The organism is Haloflavibacter putidus, assembly GCF_006546625.1.
GTDB lineage: Bacteria > Bacteroidota > Bacteroidia > Flavobacteriales > Flavobacteriaceae > Mesonia > Mesonia putida.
In genome coordinates this window covers 110,307-132,052 of the sequence record NZ_VIAR01000007.1, presented here as the reverse complement: position 1 = coordinate 132,052, position 21,746 = coordinate 110,307, and the positions used below count along the sequence as shown (strand labels likewise).

Below are 21,746 nucleotides of genomic sequence, written 5' to 3'. Positions count from 1 at the left end.
GTACTGACGCCATGTTCACGGCTGATTTCAACCGCCGTTTTTCCGTTATCAAATTCTTTGAGGATCTTAGCGATCTGTTGTGGGGAAAATTTACTCTTTTTCATACTGTTTAAATTTAAGATAAATATTCTACTTTTAAACAGTTCGGTTTTAAGGGAAGCTTACACCTACAACCCTTATTGTGCTTACAAGCATTGAAAGCACATAAAAATAATAGATTTCGAAGCTTCTTATTGCCCACTTTACTAATCCTACTTCTACCTCTAACACTACTGCCTGATTCCCGTATAGTTGGGGTGATTCCTACGTAACTACAAAGCTGCGAAGCCTTCTCAAACTTGGCAAACCCATCTGTAACTACCACTAAAAACAAGGCGGTTTTGATTCCGATTCCAGGTATGCTCGTTAGCAAGGTTAGTTGCTGTTGCTGTTCTTGTTTGACAAGCTCCAGTAAGCGAGCTTCAATTCCCTTGACCTCTTTATCCAAATGTTTGAGATTACGCTTTAAAGATCTGTAAACATACTTAGAGGGAATACCTAGAACTTCCTCGCCGTGAAGTTTATTCTTTGTGGCGGTTCGCTTCTTTAGGTAACTATCCAGAAGTCGAAAAAGCTGAAGACATTCTGCCTGTACATCATTAAGTGCATTATAAAGCGCCACTTCAGTAGATAACCCATAATCACAAATAGCCTTGGCATCGCTCTTATCGGTCTTTATTTTTGATAATTTCATCTGAATAAAACGCTTAACTGACAAAGGGTTTACTACCGATACCGGTATACCGTTTTTGTAAAGAAACTGTGCAAGTCGATAATGGTAATACCCTGTGGCTTCCATCACTACCAAAGTGTCTACTGCTAATGTGCTGACAAATAATTTAAATCCTGAAGAATCATTCTTAAATTGAGAATGACCTCCTTCACTGCTATAAACATCAAAAACATCTTTACTGGTATCAACTCCAAAAGTTTCTTTATATTTATCCATAAGAACTGATTTTATGAAAGAGCATACTACCGTGATCACAACAACTTGAAAACGAGGTCTAAAGCCTCACAGAACTGAACGTGATTAAAGTAGTTAAAGAGAGGGGATTATCAATGTTGTCGAAGTCTAACGCTTCACCGTATATCATAACCTTAATCCTCTCTTTGTTCTTTCTGATTTATACTATAAAATTAATGAATAACAAACTTAAGACGTGTATAATTCATTGCTAGTTATAGCCTACTTACGAAAATCCTCGCGGATTTTCTATTCGGTTCTTATTTGCTAAATTCCATGCTTAAAACACGTTGTGCGTAATTTAAAAAAACAATCACGATATGAGTTTAAAATTTGCTTTCAATTTAAAATCAAACGATTTTGAAAAACTTAAATATATCATCGTAGGAGATAATCCAGGTAAAAACGAATACGAACAAAACAAATTTTTCATAGGACAATCTGGAACTCAATTACGTAACCATTTTAAGAATAATGGATTGACTGAAAATTTTGAAGAAGAGTGTTTAATATTTAATAAAACATTTTTAAGTACAGATAAAACTAATGGTTTAAATAATATTAAAGAAAAAATTAGTTCAAAAAACTTTGATAGAATACTATATTTTTCGGCTTATGAAATCGCAAATTACTCAAATAATTTAAATCTTCCGATTTTAATATTTGGTAAAAGTAAACTCGAAAAAGGAAAGATATTTTATCCTTTTTGGAATAAACTTTCAGAGCTTTGCGATTCAAATAAAATTTTCGTTTTTAGCCATCCTTCCAATTCAAATTTTACAAAAGAATGGAATAAGCATCGAGCAACTCAAAAAAATAAAAATAATCGAGAATTGCTTAATTATATCGGACAACTTAACACACAAAAACTAAATAATTCAAATGGATAAAATTAAAAAAACATTCAGAGATTTTTTCGGGTTTGGTTTAAATTCATTGAATAATTCGGGAACTATTCAGAGAAATAGTTTGACTATTAATTATGTTTTAAATGTGGATTTATCGGGAAATACTATTATGGATTTATTAATATTTGAAGATAATATTTTCCCACCCGTTCACAAAAGAATAAACTATGACGGCAAAATTATAGATTTAGAAAATTTTCAGTTCAGTATAATTTATGAAACGGAAAGAGAGAAAAAATTAGAACAGGATAAAATGACAATTAAAAATAAAAAAATTGCGCAAAATATTATAAAAAAGAAATTAGCTAAAAAATCAGATAAATGGATAAATAATTACATACAACTCCGTACATAGCCTAATGCTTCAAAGTTTTTATTCCAAATTATGCAAAAACTTCCTATTTTTGGTTTCCAACCGAATAATTAGCGCGTGTTTTCACGCTACGAGAAATATTCAAAACCGTTACGCTTAAGTTAAAAAAATGAAACGCTAAATAAAATAAAACTGAATTAATTTAAAATGGGCTACGGAGCAGGACACGTAATGGATATGATTAATCGGATGAAACAAAACCGAGCTCAACGCCCATCGAACCGAGCAAAATTTAAAGAAAATAATCGTGAAGGAATCTATTCAACTAACAAGAAATCGAAACGACCGAATTTTAAAACTGTATAAAAAAAAGAGCTGAATAAAATAAAAAAACAGATTCGTGAGCGTGCTAAAATAGAAAGAAAAAAAGAACGATTAATTTATGGAATTTTTATTATTTGTGGATTAATTTCAATAATTGGAATTCTAATTTGGCTGAATTAAAAATCTGGCTTGCGCTTAACCGAAAATAATTGCTAATTTAAACGAAACAAGCAATACACACACGTTTTGCAGAATATGAAAAATGAAAACGTCAAAAGCAATAACAGTTGGAACAACCATTCTTTTAACTAATTTAATTATCTATGCAGTAATTGTAGAAAAAGGAGATATTAACACTATAGGTTTAATTTTTGTGATATTTTTAATTCCTGCAATTGTCCTGGGATTTTTAAATGGTTTCTTCCTTGATTTAGCAAATAAACGTCAAAAGATGATAGAAAAACGCATTTGGAGCTTAATTCCTATTCTGTTGCTGACAATATTGGCTATAGCTGATTTCCGACTTCTGCATGCCGATATGTCTTTTTTGGGCGTGCTAGGTTTAGTTGCTTTCGGAATAACTAATTTGATTTGGAACCTCAAATTGAATAATAAAACGGATGAAAATACTTTGCACAACAAAAATCAATAATGAATAAGGAAGCATGAAAAGTTCCGGTAAAAATCAAATAGCACCTGATTTAAAACCAATCTGGACGAAAAAAAATACTTTGCACAACGCCATATATAGCTTAATGCTTAAAAGTTTTTATTCCAAATTATGCAAAAATTTCCTATTTTTGGTTTTCAACCGAATAGTTCACGCCTGTTTTCAAGTTACGCGCAATATACACATACGTTGTACTACATATGAAAAAACTAATCCTCCACTCAATAACTTAATGCAACACAATAATAACAACACAAAAACACGTTAAGTACAATTTAGATGAAAATAAAAGTTTTAATTATAATAGTTATTTTAATTGCATCATACACAGCTAATGCTCAATCCAATAACTTGAAGAAAGACAGTCTTATAGAAGACTTTACCTATTATGAACCAATATTTGTCCACCACAAACCTAACCACCCGAGTATTGTATACCAAAGATTTGAAGAAATTTCTACCATAGCGCTTGACTCTGTTTTTAAAACGGAAAAATCAAAATATAAAATAGAGCAAAAAAATGACTTGAAATTCAATATTGCTATCAAAAATAAATTGGTATCTATTATTGAAATGCGCAATAAAAAAGGAATAGATATTGATTTTACATCAGAATTAAAATCTATCCGTGAAAAAACTGCTAGTCGGTATGGTATTTTTTTCCTCATAAAAACTAAAAGCAGCACATCTAACACCACAACCGCAATTAGTAAAATAAGGTTAGAGGTTATTATTATAGATTTCATCAAAAAACAACCTATTTTTTACAGAAAATCCAGAAATTTATCGCCAAAATATAATGGCGGTTATGCGCATACTTTAATAAAAAATCTAGATTATATTTATAGGAAAATAAAAGATTAAATTGAATAAAAAGCTTAACTGTATTGATAAATTGGTACTATTAATTTATTTACCAATACATCTTGCGGCATAATAATATTTAAGTACCAAGTAACTCACCTTATATATATTACCATTTTAATGAAAACGAAATGCACAATAATTTCAGTAATTGCAATATTACTTCTCGTTTCTTGTAGTAACGAAGAAAAACCAAAAGTAATTTATCCCAAAAATACCAACGATAAATCTAAAGAATTAAAAAAAGATTCTACCCTAATTGAAATTGCAGATATGCCAATTCATATTGATAGTACAAAATATCTAATTCATCCCATTGGAGAGTATAAATTGTATGGTTCAAGAAATAAAAGTTACTTCGGTTCTTCAAATTTGGGGTCTGGAAACTTTTCTATATCAAATTATAACCGATATGAAATCACGGGAAACCTTCATAATTTAAAATTTCAAAGACTAGACTCAGAAAACCTCACACAGCTAACCAATAAAAACATCCGAATTCAAACGGTAACATTTCTAAGGAATCTATTTGATAACACGGGAAAACAAATTTTAATTTACCGCATTTTAGATAAAGACACGAACCGCGACAATAAACTTGATGATAATGATATAAAAACCTTATATAGTAGTAATATAAATGGCAGTAATTTTACTAAACTAACTTCAGATTTTCAAGAACTAATTGATTGGAAAGTGTTAGACATCAAAAATCGTTTATACTTTCGGAGTGTTGAAGACACTAATAAAAATGGTGAATTTGACAAAGAAGATAAAATTCATTATCAGTACGTCGATTTCAATAAGAATAAGCTAAAAGTAAACAAATACCAACCAATATAAGCAACCTCACAGCATTATGAATAACATGTAGATTTTTTATTGATATTTTGAAAAAATGTGGTTTTCCCTCATCATCAATAAATACGATAAAAGCATAAGTTATAACAACTTCTTCGGCTTTCTAAAACAAGTCAATTATTGTAAATTGCAAATCAATTGAACAGAGGAAAACAGAAAATTTATGCAAGACAATAAAGTGCTGGAGCAGATAAAAAAAGTTGTAAAAAACACCCCTAAAGATTGGTTACAACTCACCACCCACCGTTTAGATATATACGAAGAAGAACAAGCCAAAACCCAATTTCTAGAAGAGTTCGAAAAATTATTGGCAATAAATAATTCAGCAGAAAATCTTCAAACAGAACTTCAAAAACTACCAACAGCGTACGATTATATTCGGTTGGGACATCCGCTTTCTTGCGTTTTAGAATGGAGTGTTGCTAAGTTGAATAATTTTAAGTCTGAAAATGTAATTAGTTTTCAGTCGCAAAGCATGCCAATTTTGGCAATTCTAAGAAAAAACGCTTTAGACAATAAACCTACACAAATAGTTTATACAGAAACTTTACCAGATTTTTTTGATGCCGAAACTATCAAACGGGTTTATGGTTATAAATTTGATTTACTGAAAGTAGAAAGTAAGCAAACAATTTCTACCACAGAAGATTACAATTCAAACGCTAGCACTGTTTTTATTTCACAAAACAACAATTGGCATCAAATCGCAGAAACAACAGATTGGCAAAACTTAGCAATCGATTTTCATCTTTCCATAAATGCAGAATTGGGTAGTGTTTTACTGATAAATGGCGAACAGAACAACAACTATATATCGGCCATTCAACACGTAAGAAGGAGGGAAACTGTTGCAATGACGCCGGCAAATTGCTTTACAGCTTTACAAGCTTTGGCAGAAAAATCTTCTTTACCATCTGCCAAGAAAAATTTTCAAAAAGACAAATCGCTTGTTTCTACTTCTATAAAGGAAGTTACCGGCACCAGCAATAAGAATTTAGTAGCTTCTTCCGGCTTGTCTATGCAATATGCAATTATGATGGGCTTGGTGCACGACGCCTTAGAAAATCATAAAGACAAAGAAATTAAATTTATTGTTCCGCCAAATTGTTACGGTGGCACCAACGATCAAGCAAGACGTGTAGCCGCCAGTATAGAAAATGTAGAAGTGGTAGACTTGCCGGTAGATGGCGATAACGATATGGTTAAAAGCATTGATACGATTTTAGACCGAATTGCCAAAAAAGATGCCGTGCCGTATATTATTGCAGAAATTCCTACTAACCCACGTGTAGAAGTGCCAAACTTAACAGAATTAAAGAAAGTTCTAAGCACTAAACGCCAAACCAAAACTGGCGAAACAGCCATTGCTCCTGTTTTTATCTTAGACCAAACTTTTTGTCCTAATGTGCAGTTTTTAAGCGAAAATGCTTCTGCTGAAAGTAAAAATAACATACTTGCAAACGTTAAAGCTCTTTCTTACGTAAGCGGATCTAAATTTCCCAGCGGCGGGAAATGTACAGCCGGCTATTGCGTTGGGAACAATAAAACACAAGCTCTTATAGATAAAATAGAAAAGCATTTACACCTCTGCGATAATGAAGCTACAGCTTTGCAATATGAAATATTGGCAAAACAAATGCCTTCTATGACGCAAAGAATACAAGATGCTTATAAAAACACCCGAAAATTTGTAAACTTTATTCAAGAAGTTTTACCAGGTGCAAAAATCAATTTTGTTACAGAAGACTTGGCAGAACATGATTTTACGCCCTCGGTATTTTCGTTAGACTTGCCTACCAAAGGAAATAGTAGTGAGGAAAAAGAAGCCTATAAAAGAGCTCTAAACCTAAAATTAATCAATTTGATGATTACCGAGATTCCTAAAGAGAGTAAGTTTTGTGTAAGTTACGGACAGTTAAAAGGCGTTTATTGGACTGTTCCCGCAACCTCAACCCAAGGCACTACAAAAGAGGGAGATAAAGATTATATTGTTCGCGTTTCTGTGGCGCCAAATGTAAATTTAGAGCGGCACAAAGAGGTTTTCAAAAAATTTGTAAGAAGCACTTAGCCATAAATTATTGGGAGGTTTAAAGCCTCCCAATTTATTTTTATATATTAATACGTTGTTTTTCGATGTATCGGAATTATTTCGGTTTTGAATTATTCAAGTAATAAAACTTTTTTATTTAAACGCTTTATTTAAAATACTCATTACTCCTCTTATAAAGGCAGCACTGGTTAAAACCTTTACAATAGATTTTTTAGCATCACTAGAACCTGACTTTCTAGAAGATGCTTTTTCTATTTTTTGCCGTTCTGCTTTTGCTTTTACTTGATTAGCTTCTTTTTCTGCAATTTCTATTTTTTCGGCAAGCATTTCGTAAGCACTTTCTCTATTTATAGATAGATTATATTTAGGTACCAAAGCAGAATTTGCAATAACAACTTCTAATTCCGTAGGCGTTAAAACCTCCATCTGACTCATTGGAGCGCGCAGCATTGTCGCAGCAAGCGGCGTAGGTCTTCCTTTTTCGTCTAAAGCAGAAATAAAAGCCTCACCGGTTCCTAAAGCCGTTAATTCTTCTTTTGTGTCGTAAAATTTGGATAGAGGATAATTTTGCGCTGCTAATTTTATGGCTTTTCTATCGTTTGCAGTAAATGCGCGTAAAGCATGTTGTACTTTTAAACCTAACTGACTTAAAATTTCTTTTGGAACATCTGTTGGGTTTTGTGTTACAAAATACAAACCAACACCTTTACTGCGTATTAATTTTACAATACTTTCAATTTGATCCATCAAGGCGTCAGATGCTTCTTTAAATACCAAATGCGCTTCATCTATAAACAATACCAACTTTGGCTTATCACTATCGCCTTGCTCGGGAAAAGTAGAATAAATTTCTGCCAATAAGCTTAGCATAAACGTAGAAAAAAGTTTTGGTTTATCTTGTATATCAGTTAATCTAATAACATTTACATAGGCTTCTCCGGTATCTTTTTTTCGTAATAAATCTTGTACTTCAAAGCTGGGTTCTCCAAAAAATAAATCGCCACCTTGTTGTTCTAAATTCACTATTTTTCTTAAAATAGCTCCGGTAGATGCTTTAGAAACTCCGCCATATTCTCGTTCAAACTTCTCTTCTCCCTCTTCTGTAATGTATCGCAGCAATCCTTTAAGATCTTCTAAATCTAATAAAGGCATTTTATTATCATCGCAATATTTAAAAATAATGCCTAAAATTCCGGTTTGGGTATCGCTTAGGTTTAGAATTCTAGATAGCAATACAGGTCCAAATTCTGTTACGGTAGCGCGCAATTTAACACCATTTTGTTTAGAAAGGCTAAGAATCTCTACGGGAGAAGCTTTTGCTTGAAACGCATAACCAATTTGTTTGTGTCTGTCTGCCAATTTATCTGCAATTGGCGAAGCTTTTGCTAAGCCGCTTAAATCTCCTTTTATATCCATTAATAAAACCGGAACTCCTTTAGCACTTAAATTTTCTGCCAAAATTTGCAAGGTTTTGGTTTTACCTGTTCCTGTGGCCCCGGCAATAAGTCCGTGCCTATTCATGGTTTTTAATGGTATTTGCACTTTGGTTTCGGCTTCTGGCACACCATCTAACATAGCTGCTCCCATATAAATTGTCTCACCTTTTGCTTGGTAACCCTTGTTTATATGGTCTATAAATTCTTTTGTTTTAGTCATCTGTATAATTTTGCAGAAAAGAGAATAATTTAAGTACGGTCAGGTTTTAAAAGTACGAGACTTGTTTATTGTGCTCCTAAAATTAATCAAATTTCTTAAAATATTTACTATTCTCAATTAATTATAACAGCTAGCTAGTTTTAAAAATAAGCGCGAACAAACGGAGAAAGAGGTGAGGCATAAATACTTTTATCATCATCATACAACACATTATAACGCACGCCAATACTAAAATTATCTATTATATATCCTAAACCTAAGTATAAGCCGGTATTCCAGAAGTTATCTTCAAAATTTTCTCCAACATAATTAAATTCTCGATTTACCCGCAGTTGCTCCAATTCTGCCGAAATTTGTAGGTCTAAAACAGGATTAACCATTGCCAGTAAACTACCTCCGTATACAAATGCATTATAATTATCGCCGTTCATATAAGTAAAATTAAGACCTACGCCCGTGGCCACGTGACGATTAAATTCGTAAATAGCACTTGGTATTATCGTACCGCTAAAGCCGCTATCAGACCAACTTAATCCAAAATTTCCGCCGTAGCGTACGTGACTCCAAAAATCGTAAGTCCGGTTAGTGGGCTCTTCTTGATTTATTATTTGCGCAGAGAGCTGAAATCCGCCGAAGAGCAATAAAATTAAAAGTAATTTTTGCAGTTTTCTCATAAGAAAGCTAGTGTTGGTTAAAGTTGGTGGTTGTAGTTGTGTGTTTTGTATTGTAAGTAAATTTTTCCTTTACGGAATTATTCAGTAAAAAAATAAATCATCTTCCCGAAAACAAAGATGGGATAAATCTACTTTAGTTCTCGGGAAGATTATTGCTTATGCTAGATCCAAAGCAATTTCTATCATTTGATTAAAGCTGCTTTGTCTTTCTTGGTGACTACTCTCTTGCTTGGTAACCAAAGAATCTGAAATAGTCAAAACAGATAAGGCATTTACTTTATGTTGCGCGGCTATAGTATACAATCCTGCGGTTTCCATCTCTACGCATAAAACGCCAAAATCTGCCCATTTTTTATAATATTCAGGGTTATCATCATAAAAAACATCTGCAGATAGCACGTTACCGGCTTTTACTGCAATTTTATTTTCTTTAGCTATTTGTACCGCTTTTAGAAACAATTCGCTACTAGCGGTAGGCGCATAAGTCGCCATATTAAAACGTGCATTGTTCATTGCAGAGGTTGTAGAGGCAGACATAGCAATTACAATATCGCGTAATTCTACATTTTCTTGATAAGAACCGGCAGAGCCAACTCTAATTAAATTTTTTACGCCGTAATCTGTAATTAATTCGTGGCAGTATATCAACGCAGATGGTATTCCCATTCCCGTGCCTTGCACAGATATTCTTTTACCTTTATAAGTTCCTGTAAACCCTAACATACCGCGAACTTCGTTATAACATACTGCATCTTCTAAAAATGTTTCTGCTATCCATTTTGCTCGTAACGGATCTCCCGGAAGTAAAACTGTTTCTGCTATTTCGTTTTCTTTGGCTTCTAAATGTACACTCATTCTGCTATTTATTTTTTAGAATTAACAATTGCTATTCCCGACGATGTACCAATACGGGAAACTCCTTTTTCTATATATTGTATGGCGGTGGCGTAATCTCTTATGCCTCCAGAGGCTTTTATTTTTGCTTTATCTTCTACAACTTCTTTCATTAAGCCTACATCGTGTAAAGTTGCGCCGCCACTACCAAAGCCGGTAGAAGTTTTTACAAAATCTGCTTTTGCATTTAATGCTAATTGGCAGGCAATGCGCTTTTCGTCATCGGTTAAATAGCAGGTTTCTATAATTACCTTTAAAACCTTGTTGCCAATAGCTTCTTTTATTTGTTGTATATCGTTTTCTACGGCATCATATTCTTTGGCTTTTAGCCAGCCAATATTTATAACCATATCTACCTCGTCTGCACCATTTTCTATGCAAATTTTAGCTTCGGCTATTTTCGCTTCTGTGCTCATTGCTCCTAAAGGAAAACCAACAACGGCTGCTATTTTTACAGAGGTATTTTTTAAATGTTTTTTTGCCGCTGTTACATGGCAACCATTTACGCAAACTGCATAAAAATTGTTGGTTGCTGCCTCTTTACACAAATCTTCTATCATTTGTGGGGTAGCAGTTGGTTTTAGTTGCGTGTGATCTATATATTCTTTTAACTCCATTATCTGTGTTGATTTATTATCGTTACTATCTCGTCTTTTTGCAATACGCCAGATTGGCGCCAAACCGGATTGCCGTTTTTAAATAAAATCATAGTAGGCACTCCCCTAACCTGAAATTTGGAGGCCAAAGCTTGATTTTTGTCTACATCTATTTTTATAATTTTAAGATTGTCTGCCATTGCGCTTTTTACTTCCTTTAAAATAGGCGATAGCATCTTGCAAGGTCCGCACCAGTCTGCATAAAAATCTACTAAAACCGGAACATCTCCGGCTATTATGGTTTTAAAATTATTTTTCATTAGTTGTTTTTTGGACGTTCAAATTTAAAATAATACAGCCCTCTAAGTTATGATAATTCTCAGAAACTACACAATAACTAAATTTATGTATTTTTGCAACGATGAAAACCTTTGAAGAGAAAAATAAAGATATTTTTGGCGTCCTGTTCGAGTCTGTGGCAGAAGGCATTATTGTGGTAAACAAAAAGCAAATAATTGTTGCCAGCAACGCTTCTGCAAATAAATTGTTTAGGTACAAACCTGGCGAATTAAAAGGCCAGCACCTTAATGTTCTGGTTCCTAAAACGTCTAACACGCCACACGAAAATTATGCTGGTCATTTTGTAAAATATGGCGATAGCAGACAAATGGGACACGGCAGAGATTTATATGGTTTACGGAAAGATAATACTAAATTTCCGGTAGAAATTGGTTTAAATCCGTTTGAAATTGATGGTGATAAGTATGTTATGGCCATGGTTATAGATATAAGTGTACGTAAAGAACACCAAAAACAAATCTTAGACCTCAACAATGCGTTAGAAAGAAAAATAGAGCAACGCACCAACGAGTTGCGCAGTACAGTTTTAGACCTTAAAGAAGAAATAAACCGCAGACATAAAGCAGAAAGTAAAATTAAAGCTTCTTTAGAAAAAGAACGGGAACTCAATAATTTAAAAACAAAATTTTTATCTATGGTCTCGCACGAATTTAAAACGCCTTTAAGCGGCATTTTAACTTCGGCTACTTTGGCGGGCAAATACCCCAAAGAAGAGCAACAACCCAAACGCGAAAACCACCTAAAAACCATAAAAGCAAAGGTGAAATACCTTAATAGCATCTTGAGTGATTTTTTATCGCTAGAGCGGATGGAAACCGGGAAAGTAGATTATAAGTTTACCAAATTTCCGTTAAGCAGAGTGATAAACACCGTGGTGTATGAAGCTAATATGTTGTTAAAAGACGGACAAAAAATAAACTATCCAGATAATATTGATGAAATAGAATTGTATTTTGACGAAAAGATCTTGCAATTATCATTAACCAACCTATTAAACAACTCTATAAAATATTCCCCGGAAGGGAAAGAAATAAGTATTACCGCCAACAACCGTGAAAACAATTTTATTTTGCATATAACAGATGAAGGCATTGGAATACCCGAGCAAGAAAAAAAGCATATTTTTAGACGCTATTTTAGAGCAGAAAATGCTGTTTTACAAGAAGGGACCGGCATTGGGCTAAATATTATCAAGAACCATTTAGAGAACTTAAACGCAAAATTAAAGTTTGAAAGTCAACTGGGAAAAGGCAGTACTTTTAGCATAGAAATACCAAAACAACAACCCCAAGAAGAACAATAAGTATATGAAAACTATTCTTTTGATCGAAGACGACACCGCATTACGTGAAAATACAGCAGAATTATTAGAGTTATCTGACTATAAAGTGAATACCGCGCCAAATGGTAAAATTGGTATTGAAAAAGCCAAAACAGAAATACCCGATATTATAATCTGCGATATAATGATGCCAGAAATGGACGGTTATGCAGTGCTGCACAACCTAAGCCAAAAGGAAGAAACAAAATATATACCCTTTGTTTTTCTATCTGCTAAAACAGAACCAAAAGAAGTACGTAAAGGCATGAACCTTGGGGCAGACGATTATTTGACCAAACCTTATGACGAAGAAGATTTATTGAATGCCATAGAAAGCAGGTTGGCAAAATCTACTATTTTAAAAAAAAGTCGTGTTACCCAAAAAGCAACAGCTAAAGAAGAAGATGACTTACGCAACCTTAACGAATTGAAAAACTTTTTTGATGATTATGGCAAGCTTTTTAAATTTAAAAAAGGAGAGGTCATCTACAAAAAAGGAGAACACTCAAATATGATTTACCTCATCTTGCGCGGAGTGGTAAAAACACATAGTATAGACGAAAACGGAAAAGAATTAATAACCACTTTATACAAACCGGACGATTTTTTAGGCTTCACTTCTTTTATAGATAATATACCTTATCACGAGTCTGCAACGGCCGTAGAGGCGGTAGAACTAGCCGGAGTATCTAAAAAGGAATTAAAAGATATTTTAGAGCAAAACCGTAGTTTATCCTTAGAATTAATGAACATTCTAACCGATAATCTATCCGATATAAAAAACCAATTATTGCAAATGGCTTACAGTTCTGTACGGAAGAAAACGGCACAAACCATTTTACAATTTGTAGACGTTATGAATCAAAAACCCGGAGAACCCATAAAAATAACCCGGAGTGATTTGGCCAGTGTAGCCGGCATTGCCACAGAAAGCTTGATTAGAACCCTTTCTAATTTCAAAAAAGAAGATTTAATAGAGATAGAAGGACGAACCATAAAAGTTTTGGACGCAGAAGGTTTGGCGTTGGTTAACTAATTTCTATAAAAATTTCTAAATTTTGAAACAAAGACAGACTATTTATCAATAAAGTTTCTGTTATTAATTAAACTATAAAAAAGTATAAAATCTAAGGTTTGAGGACTGCAAGACCCTCTTAAGCAAAAAGATAAGAATAGTTTTAAACAAAACTGATTAATATCATTCTTTACATAGGTACATCAAATTACATTTGCTACGTAATAAAGTTTTAAGAATGAATGTTTTAATAACTACAGATTTTTCGAAGAATGCAAGAAATGCCGTTTGTTACGCCCTTTCTTTTTTTGGTAATGTAGATGCCCAATTTCATATTCTTCACGTAGAAAACAACTTAGAACAAGCGCCGTTTTTAGAAGACACTTCTACCGCCGCCAGCATAACTGTAGAAAACAACACAGCAACAAATAAATTAGAACGTTTAAAAGAATTGTTGATTAAGAAAAAATTGGCAGTTCCTAGCAAAATCAGTTTGCATTTTGAGCAGAAAAAATTTATTGACGTTATACGTGAAAAAGTAGAAACACTTTCTATAGATTTTATTGCTATGGGCACCAAAGGCGCATCGGCTTTAAAACAATCTACCGTTGGTAGTCATACCACAGATGTAATAACCAGGGTAAAATGTCCGGTTTTTGTTATTCCCGAGAAGGCAACTTACCAACCGCCAAAATCTGTTGTCTTTCCTACAGATTTTAATAGTATTTATCAATCTAAAGTCTTACGAACCCTATCGCACATTTTATTACTGAATAAAGCTGAGCTTAGCGTTTTATACGTTTCTAAAAAAAACGAAGAGCTTAGTCTTCAACAAAAAAAACACAAGCGCGCCATACGCGCTTATTTAAAATATTTACCGCATAATTTTCACTTTACAGTGAATAGTACATTAGAAGAAGCCTTACAGGTATTTTTAGAAAGTCATAACATTTCTATTATTGCTATGTCTGCAAAAAATATTAACCTCTTTCAACATTTATTATTTCATCCGGAATTGGAGAAAATAAGTTATCCGGAAAGATTGCCTTTTTTGGTTCTTCACGAATAAAATCAAAGAAAACATGAGTTCATTAGTTCAAAAATATAATATTCCCGGACCGCGTTACACCAGTTATCCAACCGTTCCTTATTGGGAAGATAAAAGTTTTACCCCGAAAAAATGGGAAAAATCTTTTCAAAAAGCATTTATAGAAAGTAACGCTAGCGAAGGTATAAGCCTTTATATTCATTTACCGTTTTGCGAGAGCCTTTGCACTTTTTGCGGTTGTAACAAACGCATTACTAAACGCCACGAGGTAGAAACTCCGTATATGGAATCTGTTCTAAAAGAATGGCGTATGTATTGCGACAAACTTCCTGAAAAACCCCTTATCAAAGAAATTCACTTAGGTGGTGGCACGCCCACGTTTTTTAGTCCAGAAAACCTTCAGTACCTAATAAATTCTATTTTTGAAACTGCCAACAGAGCAGAAAATCACGAATTTAGTTTTGAAGGCCACCCCAACAATACAACTAGAGAACATTTACAAGCTTTATATGATGTGGGTTTTAGACGGGTAAGTTATGGCGTACAAGATTATACAATGAAGGTGCAAATTGCCATACACCGTATACAACCTTTTGAAAATGTAAAACGCGCTACAGAAGAAGCTCGCGAAGTAGGTTACACTTCTGTAAGTCATGATATAATTTTCGGTTTGCCTTTTCAAACCAAAGAAGCAGTAGAAGAAACCATTTTAAAAACCAAAGCTTTAATGCCAGACCGTATTGCTTTTTACAGCTATGCGCACGTGCCGTGGATAAAAGGTAACGGGCAACGCGGATTTAAAGAGGAAGATTTGCCTTCTGGCGAACAAAAACGCGAGCAGTACGAAATGGGTAAAAGAATGTTTGAAGAAATAGGCTATACCGAAATTGGTATGGATCATTTTGCTTTAAAAACAGATTCTTTGCACAAATCTATGCGTGAGAATAACCTACATCGTAATTTTATGGGTTATACTGCCTCTAAAACCCAGTTAATGATTGGTTTGGGCGTATCTGCCATTAGCGACAGTTGGTATGGTTTTGCCCAGAATGAAAAAACTATAGAAGCTTATAAAGCTCGTGTTGAAGAAGGCGAAATTCCGGTTTTTAAAGGTCATATTTTAAACGAAGAAGATTTAATTATACGCCGCCATATTTTAAACTTAATGTGCCAACTAAATACCAATTGGAAAACAGAATCTTTATTTTTTTCCGGTTTACCACATAGTTTAAACCAATTAGAGGAAATGGAAAGTGATGGTTTGGTTGTAAAACATAACGACGCCATAGAGATTACAGAAAAAGGTCGTGCTTTTGTTAGAAACGTATGTATGGCATTTGATTTACGCTTACAGCGGAAAAAACCAGAAACGCAATTGTTTTCTATGACGATTTAAGATTTTGATTTTTGAGATTAAAACAAAAAAAGATGCAAAATATAAGCTTATATTTTGCATCTTTTTTTGTTTTACGGCCTTATAATAATCCGTAAAGCTTAACTTCTTGCCATAAAAATTTTTAAATGAAAATTACTTCCTAATTTACGCGCGTAGCTTTTGGCTCTTTCTGCTAACGTGCCCGTAAATAGCTCGTCTACAGTTTCTACCCACATATTTAGCCATACACCAAAATGTTTAGCTTCTATACTGTTATTAAATTTTTGATCTACCATAATATGTGCGCGACCAGGACGACCTCTAAATTTATTTACCTGCAATAAATTGCTCTCCCAAAAGTCTGTAAGTTTATCTAAATGTTCATCCCAGTCTTCTATAGTTTCATTAAAGAAAAAGCCAATCTCACGATTGGCTCTAACTTTGACATAAAAAGAATGTACTAATTTCTCTACATCTTCTCTATTTTCTATCTCTTTTTGCATCTGTCTTTATTTTTTATAAAGATAGGCAATTTGCTTAGCTTTTGAAACGCTCATAGCTTGCTTTTTCCAGCTCTTCTTGATGATCTGGATGCGCGATAGAGATTAAAGCTTTAGCGCGTTGTTGTAAACTTTTACCAAACAAATCTACCACCCCATTTTCTGTAGCTATGTAATGCACGTGGGCACGAGTTGTGGTAACTCCCGCCCCTTCTTTTAAGAAAGGTACAATTTTAGAAATTCCTTTAGAAGTTATAGATGGCATAGCAAGAATGGCTTTTCCACCTTCCGAAAGAGAAGCTCCTCTTATAAAATCCATTTGACCGCCAACACCAGAGTATTGAAATTTACCAATGGTATCTGCGCAAACTTGCCCGGTAACATCTATTTCTATGGCGCTATTTATTGCGGTAACTTTTGGGTTTCTTCGAATTAAGGAAGTATCGTTGGTGTAAGCAGCTTCTTTAAAATGCACTATAGGATTATCGTCTATAAAATCGTATAACTTTTGTGACCCAATGGCAAAACAAGTAACAATCTTGCCGTTTTTAACTGCCTTTTCTCTTCCGTTTATAACGCCTTTTTCAATTAAAGGTAAAATACCATCAGAAAACATTTCAGTATGTATACCAAGATTTTTATGGTTGGTCAAATTATTTAATACTACGTTAGGAATACCGCCAATACCCATTTGCAAAGTTGCGCCGTCTTCTATTAAGTTAGCAACGTGTTTACCTATTTTTTTCTCAATTTCTGAAGGCTCTTTAATAGATGTAGCATAAATCGGCTCGTTTGCTTCTACCATTGCATCCAATTGGTTTACGTGTATAATACCATCTCCATGCGTTCTAGGAACCTTGTGGTTTACTTGTGCTACCACTTTCTTAGCGCATTCTATTGCCGGTAATGTTACATCTACAGAAGTTCCTAAGGAGCAATACCCGTGTTTGTCTGGTGGCGATACTTGTATAAAAGCAACATCTATAGGAAGTATATTTCTTCTAAAAAGTTGGTGAACTTCACTCAAAAAAATAGGAATATAATCGCCGCTGGGTTTGTTTACCGCTTTACGGACATTACTACCTACAAAACAGCTATTTACATTAAAAGCATCGCTGTAAGGCTCTTGGGTGTAAAGTGCTTCGCCTTCTGTATGCAATTGTAAGATTTCTACATTTTGCAGTTCTTTATACCGTTGGCATAAATCTTTTATAAGGGAAACGGGTGTCATGGCGGCTCCTTGAAAAAAAACCCTATCGCCGGAGTTTACAAGTTTTACAGCTTGTGTACCTGAAATATACTTTTGCATAATTTTATCTTTTTTTAAGTGTAACAAAGATAAAAGTATGGAAAAGGATAAACTATGACAAATAGCAGACTTTAAGGAGCGTCACAATTGTAATTAGAGTTGGCGGTCTGCACCGGAACTTCTTTTGGCGAAACATACGGAATGCCAAGCCCCATACCGCGTAGAATAAATAAACAACCTATTAAAACAACAAATACCGGAATGGCTTTTTGGATTTTTTTACGGAAACTAGGTCCAAAAAAATTACCCGCAAAAACTACAGCTGTCATCAATGGTACGGTTCCTAGACCAAATAAAACCATATATAAGGCAGAAGTGCCAATACCCTCAAAAGCAAGCGAGCCAAAAATGGCCATATATAGGAGTCCGCAGGGTAAAAAACCATTTAAAAAACCAATGCTAAAAAATGTATCTGGACTTTTCTTTTTTAATTCTTTTCCTAAAGCATTTTTTACTTTTCCTATAAGTTTATAGATGGGTTTAGAGAAATTAAATTTATTGAATTGTCTTTGCGGAATTAAGATAATCAATATCATTAGCACGCCCATTGCTATAGATATTTTTTGCTGCATGCCAAATAAGTAAATTCCTTTTCCTAAGAGACCAAACAATAAACCGATAAAACTGTAGGTGAAAATCCTGCCTAAATGATATAAACTTAACTGCAATAGTTTTTTGGCTTTAGATTTTCGGTCTAAAGGCAACATAAAAGCTATTGGTCCGCACATACCTACGCAATGAAAACTTCCTAACAACCCTAGTAAAAAAGCAGAAAGTACCATAGATGCAAGCTTTATTTAAAAGCGAAGATCTTCTTTATACATAAAATTTTCTCCGTCTATCTTCCATTTCATAGAGAATTTCCATTTGCCATTTAGCAATTTGTCCTTTGGAATTAGCATTTTATTTTTTTCTAATTGCAAGGGTAACTCAAAATCTAATACTTTATTAGCGGGGCGATACATATAAACGCTGCCAGTGATATTTTTAGTTTCCAACTTAGGCGGAAAAATAATCTCAAGACCTTTGGCGTTATCTTGTAACTTAATATGCTGGGTCATATCATTTGCATTTTTCTGTGCGTTTATCTCGTCTTGAAAACCCAATTCTTGTTTATAATACTCTTCTACTACCAAGTCGTGAGAAAACCTATCTTCTGTACTCATTCTTATAACTAAAACCAGGATAAACCCGATAAAAGCAACAAAGGCGATAACAATACCTACTCCCCAATTAACTTTAAATTTCATCTTTTTAATTTTTTACCTGCCCGAAAAGCTACGCGGACCTAAAAAGGAGGTTTTTGTAGTTTCGATTAATTGATCGCCACTGTAAATTCCAATCTTAAGTCTTTCGTGATCACTTTTCAAGGCTCCTTCGTTCAATTCAATAAATAATGTGCCTTCGCTTAATTCTTGTTTTGGTACATCTAAATCTTTTACAGATACCAATTCTATTGTCCCATCGTGCGATAATAATTTAAAGTGTATATCTTCTATATTTCTGGTGGTTTTATTTACCAATTTATAGGTGTATACATTACTTATAATATTATTGTCTTTACGCTCATATAATTGTCCGGGTAACCTTAAAATTCTTGCTTCTACATCGTTTCGTAAAAATAACATACCAACAAGCACGCCAATTAGTATAAATAATACGGCAGAATAACCTTTTAACCTTGCATTAAACTTAAACGGTTTTTTCTCAGCAATATTTTCTTCGCTTGCATATCTAATCAATCCTTTTGGTAGACCAACTTTCTCCATCATATGGTCACAAGCATCCATACAAGCGGTACAGTTTACACATTCTAATTGCGTACCGTTTCTAATGTCTATACCGGTAGGGCAAACTTGCACGCATTGAAAACAATCTATACAATCTCCCTTTCCGGAAGCCTCTCTGTCTTCGTTCTTTTTAAATTTTGCCCTTCCTTTTTCCTTTTCTCCACGTTTATAATCATAGGCAACTACAATAGATTTTTTATCTAAGAGTACGCCTTGTAATCTTCCGTAAGGACATGCAATAACGCATACTTGTTCTCTAAACCACGCAAAAACGAAGTAGAAAACACCGGTAAAAATGAGTAAAGAAATAAAGGTATTTAAGTTGGCACCTGGTCCTTCTATAACATAGCGCATAAGTTGATCGCTACCAATAAGATAAGCTAGAAAAACATTTGCAATTAAAAAACTAATCAAAAAAAAGATAAACCATTTGCTAACTTTCTTTCTAATTTTCTGGGCATCCCATTTTTGTTTATCTAACCGCATTTGCTTACCGCGGTCCCCTTCTATCCAGTACTCTACCCGTCTAAAAACCATCTCCATAAAGATGGTTTGCGGACAAATCCATCCGCAAAAAATACGGCCAAATGCTACGGTAAAAAAGAGAATAAAAACCACCCCTATTATCATAGAGAGTACAAATAGATGAAAATCTTGTGGCCAAAAAGGAAAACCGAATATATTAAAGCGCCGCTCAAGCACATTAAACATTAGAAATTGGTTTCCATTAATTTTTATAAAAGGTGCTGATATTAGAAAAATAAGCAACACATAGCTTACGATTTTGCGATAATCGTAGTACTTCCCGTCTGGTTTTTTCGGGTAGACCCAAGAGCGCTTACCTTCTTCGTTAATAGTTCCAATTGAGTCTCTAAATGTTTCGTTATCGGGTGTTTCCAATGTTGATTTTTTTACAGCAGTAATTAGAATATCTAAGAAGAAAGCAGCTGTCTCAAAAACTTTTTGGTTATACAATCATTTTTCACTTAGTGGCAGATGTCTACTGCAAAAATTAGACTTCTTGGCTCTGCAATAAATGACAGTTAGCTTGTTTTTGAGACAACTTCTTTAAATATTGTCTGAGATATTAATTGTATCTGCCGATGTTGTATTATCTGCTCTGTTATCTTGGTTAGCGTTTTGTTGGGGTTTGTCACTACCTTCCCAAATTTCCCCTTGTGGCTCTTTAGCCCCATCTGGATTGGTATCTTGTAAGGACCAAACATAACTGGATACTTGCGCCATTTCTAATGGCTTTAAAGTTTGGTTCCAGGCAACCATTCCTTTTCCGGAACGTCCACCTTCTGCAACGGTCTTAAAAATATTTTTAATGCCCCCGCCCAAAATCCAATATTCATCTGTTAGGTTAGGACCTATACCGCCGCCGCCGTCTGCTTTATGGCAAGCTACACAATTGGCGTTAAAAACGTTTTTACCTGCAGTTAAATCATCTTCGCTATCTAAAAACTCTACGGTATTTACATCTATAAGATCTGTGGCAGTTTTTTTGTATTCTTCAATAGCAATTTTAGCTTCGGCTACTTCTGCCTGAAATTCTTCTATCTGGGTTTCTCCTTGGAAGACATGATAACGAAGCATATATATTACCGCAAAGATAATACTGGCATAAAATCCGTAAACCCACCAAGGTGGCAAATTGTTATCTAGCTCTCTAATACCGTCATAGTTGTGGTCTAAAACTATTTCGTCTTCACGTTCTAAAGGTTTACGGTCTACAAGTTTATTGTAGGTTTTGCTTAACCAGTTTTCTTTTTCGGCTTTTACTTCCTGTGCATGGTAGCGTTCTTTAGCTTTTTCGTCTAAAGATTTATACATTACATTATTTAATGCTGCGACACTTACTTCTATAGCAACAACCGCTAAAAAGGCCACTCCCAAAACTAACCAAGCTATTGGATATTCTGTAAATACAGAGCCTTTGTCTACCTCTACGGTATACTCTATTAGTAAAAAAGCAATTAGCATAAGAGCAATTACTCGTAAATAAGGTGCTAGTTTTTTCATTGGTTGGCGTCTTTATCGTTTTCTAATGGAATACTACTTACTTCGTTAATGTAATCTTTTTTGCTAGTAAAAACCCACCAAAAAAGAATTACAAAAAAGATAAAAAAGATTAGGAGAGAAACCATGGGGTAAATTTCTACCCCGTTAATGGTTTCCATATGTCCTTTAATAAATTTTAGCATAATTG

23 protein-coding genes and 1 pseudogene are annotated in these 21,746 nt (G+C 34.1%); 10 read left to right on the top strand and 14 right to left on the bottom strand.

Annotation, left to right across the window (positions count from 1 at the left end; all coding sequences use genetic code 11):
- Both FKR84_RS08680 and FKR84_RS08675 read right to left on the bottom strand, forming a co-directional pair.
- On the bottom strand, positions 1-104 hold a 104-nt coding region (locus tag FKR84_RS08680), incomplete at its 3' end, for a transposase (protein ID WP_141421907.1).
- A gap of 62 nt (positions 105-166) precedes the next feature.
- Positions 167-988: pseudogene (locus tag FKR84_RS08675) on the bottom strand (IS110 family RNA-guided transposase); the annotation flags it as partial.
- 338 nt (positions 989-1,326) lie between these two features.
- Here FKR84_RS08675 and FKR84_RS08670 point away from each other — a divergent pair.
- From FKR84_RS08670 to FKR84_RS08645, 6 genes are all read left to right on the top strand, one after another.
- Positions 1,327-1,896, top strand: a complete 570-nt coding sequence (locus FKR84_RS08670) for a uracil-DNA glycosylase family protein (protein ID WP_141421906.1) — start codon at positions 1,327-1,329, stop codon at positions 1,894-1,896.
- Positions 1,889-2,269, top strand: coding sequence for a hypothetical protein (locus tag FKR84_RS08665; RefSeq protein ID WP_141421905.1), 381 nt, complete (start codon positions 1,889-1,891; stop codon positions 2,267-2,269). The genes FKR84_RS08670 and FKR84_RS08665 overlap by 8 nt, the downstream gene beginning before the upstream one ends.
- Positions 2,270-2,813: 544 nt before the next feature.
- Positions 2,814-3,203, top strand: coding sequence for a hypothetical protein (locus tag FKR84_RS08660; RefSeq protein WP_141421904.1), 390 nt, complete (start codon positions 2,814-2,816; stop codon positions 3,201-3,203).
- A 297-nt stretch (positions 3,204-3,500) separates the two neighbouring features.
- Entirely contained in the window at positions 3,501-4,085 is a 585-nt protein-coding gene (locus FKR84_RS08655; RefSeq protein ID WP_141421903.1) for a hypothetical protein, read from the top strand.
- Positions 4,086-4,205: 120 nt separating this feature from the next.
- Positions 4,206-4,928 (top strand): hypothetical protein, encoded by a 723-nt coding sequence (locus FKR84_RS08650; RefSeq protein ID WP_141421902.1) that lies wholly within the window; start codon positions 4,206-4,208, stop codon positions 4,926-4,928.
- Positions 4,929-5,109: 181 nt separating this feature from the next.
- On the top strand, positions 5,110-7,014 hold the full coding sequence (locus FKR84_RS08645; RefSeq protein WP_141421901.1) for a PLP-dependent aminotransferase family protein: 1,905 nt from the start codon (positions 5,110-5,112) through the stop codon (positions 7,012-7,014).
- A 114-nt stretch (positions 7,015-7,128) separates the two neighbouring features.
- Here the strand turns inward: FKR84_RS08645 and FKR84_RS08640 are convergent, their stop codons facing one another.
- The 5 genes from FKR84_RS08640 to trxA form a co-directional block, all read right to left on the bottom strand.
- The gene (locus tag FKR84_RS08640; protein WP_141421900.1) at positions 7,129-8,652 is read right to left on the bottom strand and encodes a helicase HerA-like domain-containing protein; all 1,524 of its coding nucleotides are present in this window, start codon (positions 8,650-8,652) and stop codon (positions 7,129-7,131) included.
- Between the two features lie 140 nt (positions 8,653-8,792).
- Entirely contained in the window at positions 8,793-9,326 is a 534-nt protein-coding gene (locus tag FKR84_RS08635) for an alpha-ketoglutarate decarboxylase (protein WP_141421899.1), read from the bottom strand.
- A 156-nt stretch (positions 9,327-9,482) separates the two neighbouring features.
- Positions 9,483-10,181, bottom strand: coding sequence for a purine-nucleoside phosphorylase (gene deoD / locus FKR84_RS08630; RefSeq protein ID WP_141421898.1), 699 nt, complete (start codon positions 10,179-10,181; stop codon positions 9,483-9,485).
- A gap of 8 nt (positions 10,182-10,189) precedes the next feature.
- Positions 10,190-10,837: a deoxyribose-phosphate aldolase gene (gene deoC, locus FKR84_RS08625; protein WP_141421897.1), complete on the bottom strand. Its 648-nt coding sequence runs from the start codon at positions 10,835-10,837 to the stop codon at positions 10,190-10,192.
- Positions 10,837-11,136 carry a thioredoxin gene (gene trxA, locus FKR84_RS08620; protein WP_141421896.1) on the bottom strand — a complete coding sequence of 100 codons (300 nt, stop codon included), beginning with the start codon at positions 11,134-11,136 and terminating at the stop codon, positions 10,837-10,839. Before trxA ends, deoC begins: the two co-directional genes overlap by 1 nt.
- A gap of 101 nt (positions 11,137-11,237) precedes the next feature.
- Between trxA and FKR84_RS08615 the strand changes: the two genes are divergently transcribed.
- The 4 genes from FKR84_RS08615 (at position 11,238) to hemN (ending at position 15,956) form a co-directional block, all read left to right on the top strand.
- Positions 11,238-12,479, top strand: a complete 1,242-nt coding sequence (locus FKR84_RS08615) for a PAS domain-containing sensor histidine kinase (RefSeq protein ID WP_141421895.1) — start codon at positions 11,238-11,240, stop codon at positions 12,477-12,479.
- Between the two features lie 4 nt (positions 12,480-12,483).
- A complete protein-coding gene (locus FKR84_RS08610) occupies positions 12,484-13,533 on the top strand; it encodes a response regulator (RefSeq protein ID WP_141421894.1) in 1,050 nt (349 codons plus the stop codon).
- Between the two features lie 217 nt (positions 13,534-13,750).
- Positions 13,751-14,581: a universal stress protein gene (locus FKR84_RS08605; RefSeq protein WP_141421893.1), complete on the top strand. Its 831-nt coding sequence runs from the start codon at positions 13,751-13,753 to the stop codon at positions 14,579-14,581.
- A gap of 13 nt (positions 14,582-14,594) precedes the next feature.
- On the top strand, positions 14,595-15,956 hold the full coding sequence (hemN, locus tag FKR84_RS08600; protein ID WP_233357719.1) for an oxygen-independent coproporphyrinogen III oxidase: 1,362 nt from the start codon (positions 14,595-14,597) through the stop codon (positions 15,954-15,956).
- Between the two features lie 98 nt (positions 15,957-16,054).
- On the opposite strand, the gene FKR84_RS08595 is transcribed toward hemN, so the two are convergent.
- The 7 genes from FKR84_RS08595 to FKR84_RS08565 form a co-directional block, all read right to left on the bottom strand.
- Positions 16,055-16,438 carry a group III truncated hemoglobin gene (locus FKR84_RS08595; RefSeq protein ID WP_141421891.1) on the bottom strand — a complete coding sequence of 128 codons (384 nt, stop codon included), beginning with the start codon at positions 16,436-16,438 and terminating at the stop codon, positions 16,055-16,057.
- Positions 16,439-16,472: 34 nt separating this feature from the next.
- Positions 16,473-17,744, bottom strand: a complete 1,272-nt coding sequence (locus tag FKR84_RS08590; protein ID WP_141421890.1) for an acetyl-CoA hydrolase/transferase family protein — start codon at positions 17,742-17,744, stop codon at positions 16,473-16,475.
- Positions 17,745-17,815: 71 nt separating this feature from the next.
- Complete coding sequence (locus tag FKR84_RS08585) at positions 17,816-18,526, bottom strand: sulfite exporter TauE/SafE family protein (RefSeq protein WP_141421889.1); 711 nt, start codon at positions 18,524-18,526, stop codon at positions 17,816-17,818.
- Between the two features lie 15 nt (positions 18,527-18,541).
- Positions 18,542-18,994: a FixH family protein gene (locus tag FKR84_RS08580; protein WP_141421888.1), complete on the bottom strand. Its 453-nt coding sequence runs from the start codon at positions 18,992-18,994 to the stop codon at positions 18,542-18,544.
- A gap of 12 nt (positions 18,995-19,006) precedes the next feature.
- Positions 19,007-20,434 (bottom strand): cytochrome c oxidase accessory protein CcoG, encoded by a 1,428-nt coding sequence (gene ccoG / locus FKR84_RS08575; RefSeq protein WP_141421887.1) that lies wholly within the window; start codon positions 20,432-20,434, stop codon positions 19,007-19,009.
- Positions 20,435-20,602: 168 nt separating this feature from the next.
- A complete protein-coding gene (locus tag FKR84_RS08570; RefSeq protein WP_141421886.1) occupies positions 20,603-21,559 on the bottom strand; it encodes a cbb3-type cytochrome c oxidase N-terminal domain-containing protein in 957 nt (318 codons plus the stop codon).
- Positions 21,556-21,741, bottom strand: coding sequence for a CcoQ/FixQ family Cbb3-type cytochrome c oxidase assembly chaperone (locus tag FKR84_RS08565; RefSeq protein ID WP_141421885.1), 186 nt, complete (start codon positions 21,739-21,741; stop codon positions 21,556-21,558). The genes FKR84_RS08570 and FKR84_RS08565 overlap by 4 nt, the downstream gene beginning before the upstream one ends.
- Positions 21,742-21,746: the final 5 nt, after the last annotated feature.

Coding starts and splice junctions, on each gene's coding strand:
- FKR84_RS08670 (WP_141421906.1), top strand. CDS start 1,327: ATGAGTTTAAAATTTGCTTTCAATTTAAAATCAAACGATTTTGAAAAA.
- FKR84_RS08655 (WP_141421903.1), top strand. CDS start 3,501: ATGAAAATAAAAGTTTTAATTATAATAGTTATTTTAATTGCATCATAC.
- FKR84_RS08650 (WP_141421902.1), top strand. CDS start 4,206: ATGAAAACGAAATGCACAATAATTTCAGTAATTGCAATATTACTTCTC.
- hemN (WP_233357719.1), top strand. CDS start 14,595: ATGAGTTCATTAGTTCAAAAATATAATATTCCCGGACCGCGTTACACC.
- deoC (WP_141421897.1), bottom strand. CDS start 10,837: ATGGAGTTAAAAGAATATATAGATCACACGCAACTAAAACCAACTGCT.
- deoD (WP_141421898.1), bottom strand. CDS start 10,181: ATGAGTGTACATTTAGAAGCCAAAGAAAACGAAATAGCAGAAACAGTT.
- FKR84_RS08570 (WP_141421886.1), bottom strand. CDS start 21,559: ATGAAAAAACTAGCACCTTATTTACGAGTAATTGCTCTTATGCTAATT.
- trxA (WP_141421896.1), bottom strand. CDS start 11,136: ATGAAAAATAATTTTAAAACCATAATAGCCGGAGATGTTCCGGTTTTA.
- FKR84_RS08635 (WP_141421899.1), bottom strand. CDS start 9,326: ATGAGAAAACTGCAAAAATTACTTTTAATTTTATTGCTCTTCGGCGGA.
- FKR84_RS08615 (WP_141421895.1), top strand. CDS start 11,238: ATGAAAACCTTTGAAGAGAAAAATAAAGATATTTTTGGCGTCCTGTTC.
- FKR84_RS08665 (WP_141421905.1), top strand. CDS start 1,889: ATGGATAAAATTAAAAAAACATTCAGAGATTTTTTCGGGTTTGGTTTA.
- FKR84_RS08605 (WP_141421893.1), top strand. CDS start 13,751: ATGAATGTTTTAATAACTACAGATTTTTCGAAGAATGCAAGAAATGCC.
- FKR84_RS08660 (WP_141421904.1), top strand. CDS start 2,814: ATGAAAACGTCAAAAGCAATAACAGTTGGAACAACCATTCTTTTAACT.
- FKR84_RS08645 (WP_141421901.1), top strand. CDS start 5,110: ATGCAAGACAATAAAGTGCTGGAGCAGATAAAAAAAGTTGTAAAAAAC.
- FKR84_RS08565 (WP_141421885.1), bottom strand. CDS start 21,741: ATGCTAAAATTTATTAAAGGACATATGGAAACCATTAACGGGGTAGAA.
- FKR84_RS08640 (WP_141421900.1), bottom strand. CDS start 8,652: ATGACTAAAACAAAAGAATTTATAGACCATATAAACAAGGGTTACCAA.
- FKR84_RS08595 (WP_141421891.1), bottom strand. CDS start 16,438: ATGCAAAAAGAGATAGAAAATAGAGAAGATGTAGAGAAATTAGTACAT.
- FKR84_RS08590 (WP_141421890.1), bottom strand. CDS start 17,744: ATGCAAAAGTATATTTCAGGTACACAAGCTGTAAAACTTGTAAACTCC.
- FKR84_RS08585 (WP_141421889.1), bottom strand. CDS start 18,526: ATGGTACTTTCTGCTTTTTTACTAGGGTTGTTAGGAAGTTTTCATTGC.
- FKR84_RS08610 (WP_141421894.1), top strand. CDS start 12,484: ATGAAAACTATTCTTTTGATCGAAGACGACACCGCATTACGTGAAAAT.
- FKR84_RS08580 (WP_141421888.1), bottom strand. CDS start 18,994: ATGAAATTTAAAGTTAATTGGGGAGTAGGTATTGTTATCGCCTTTGTT.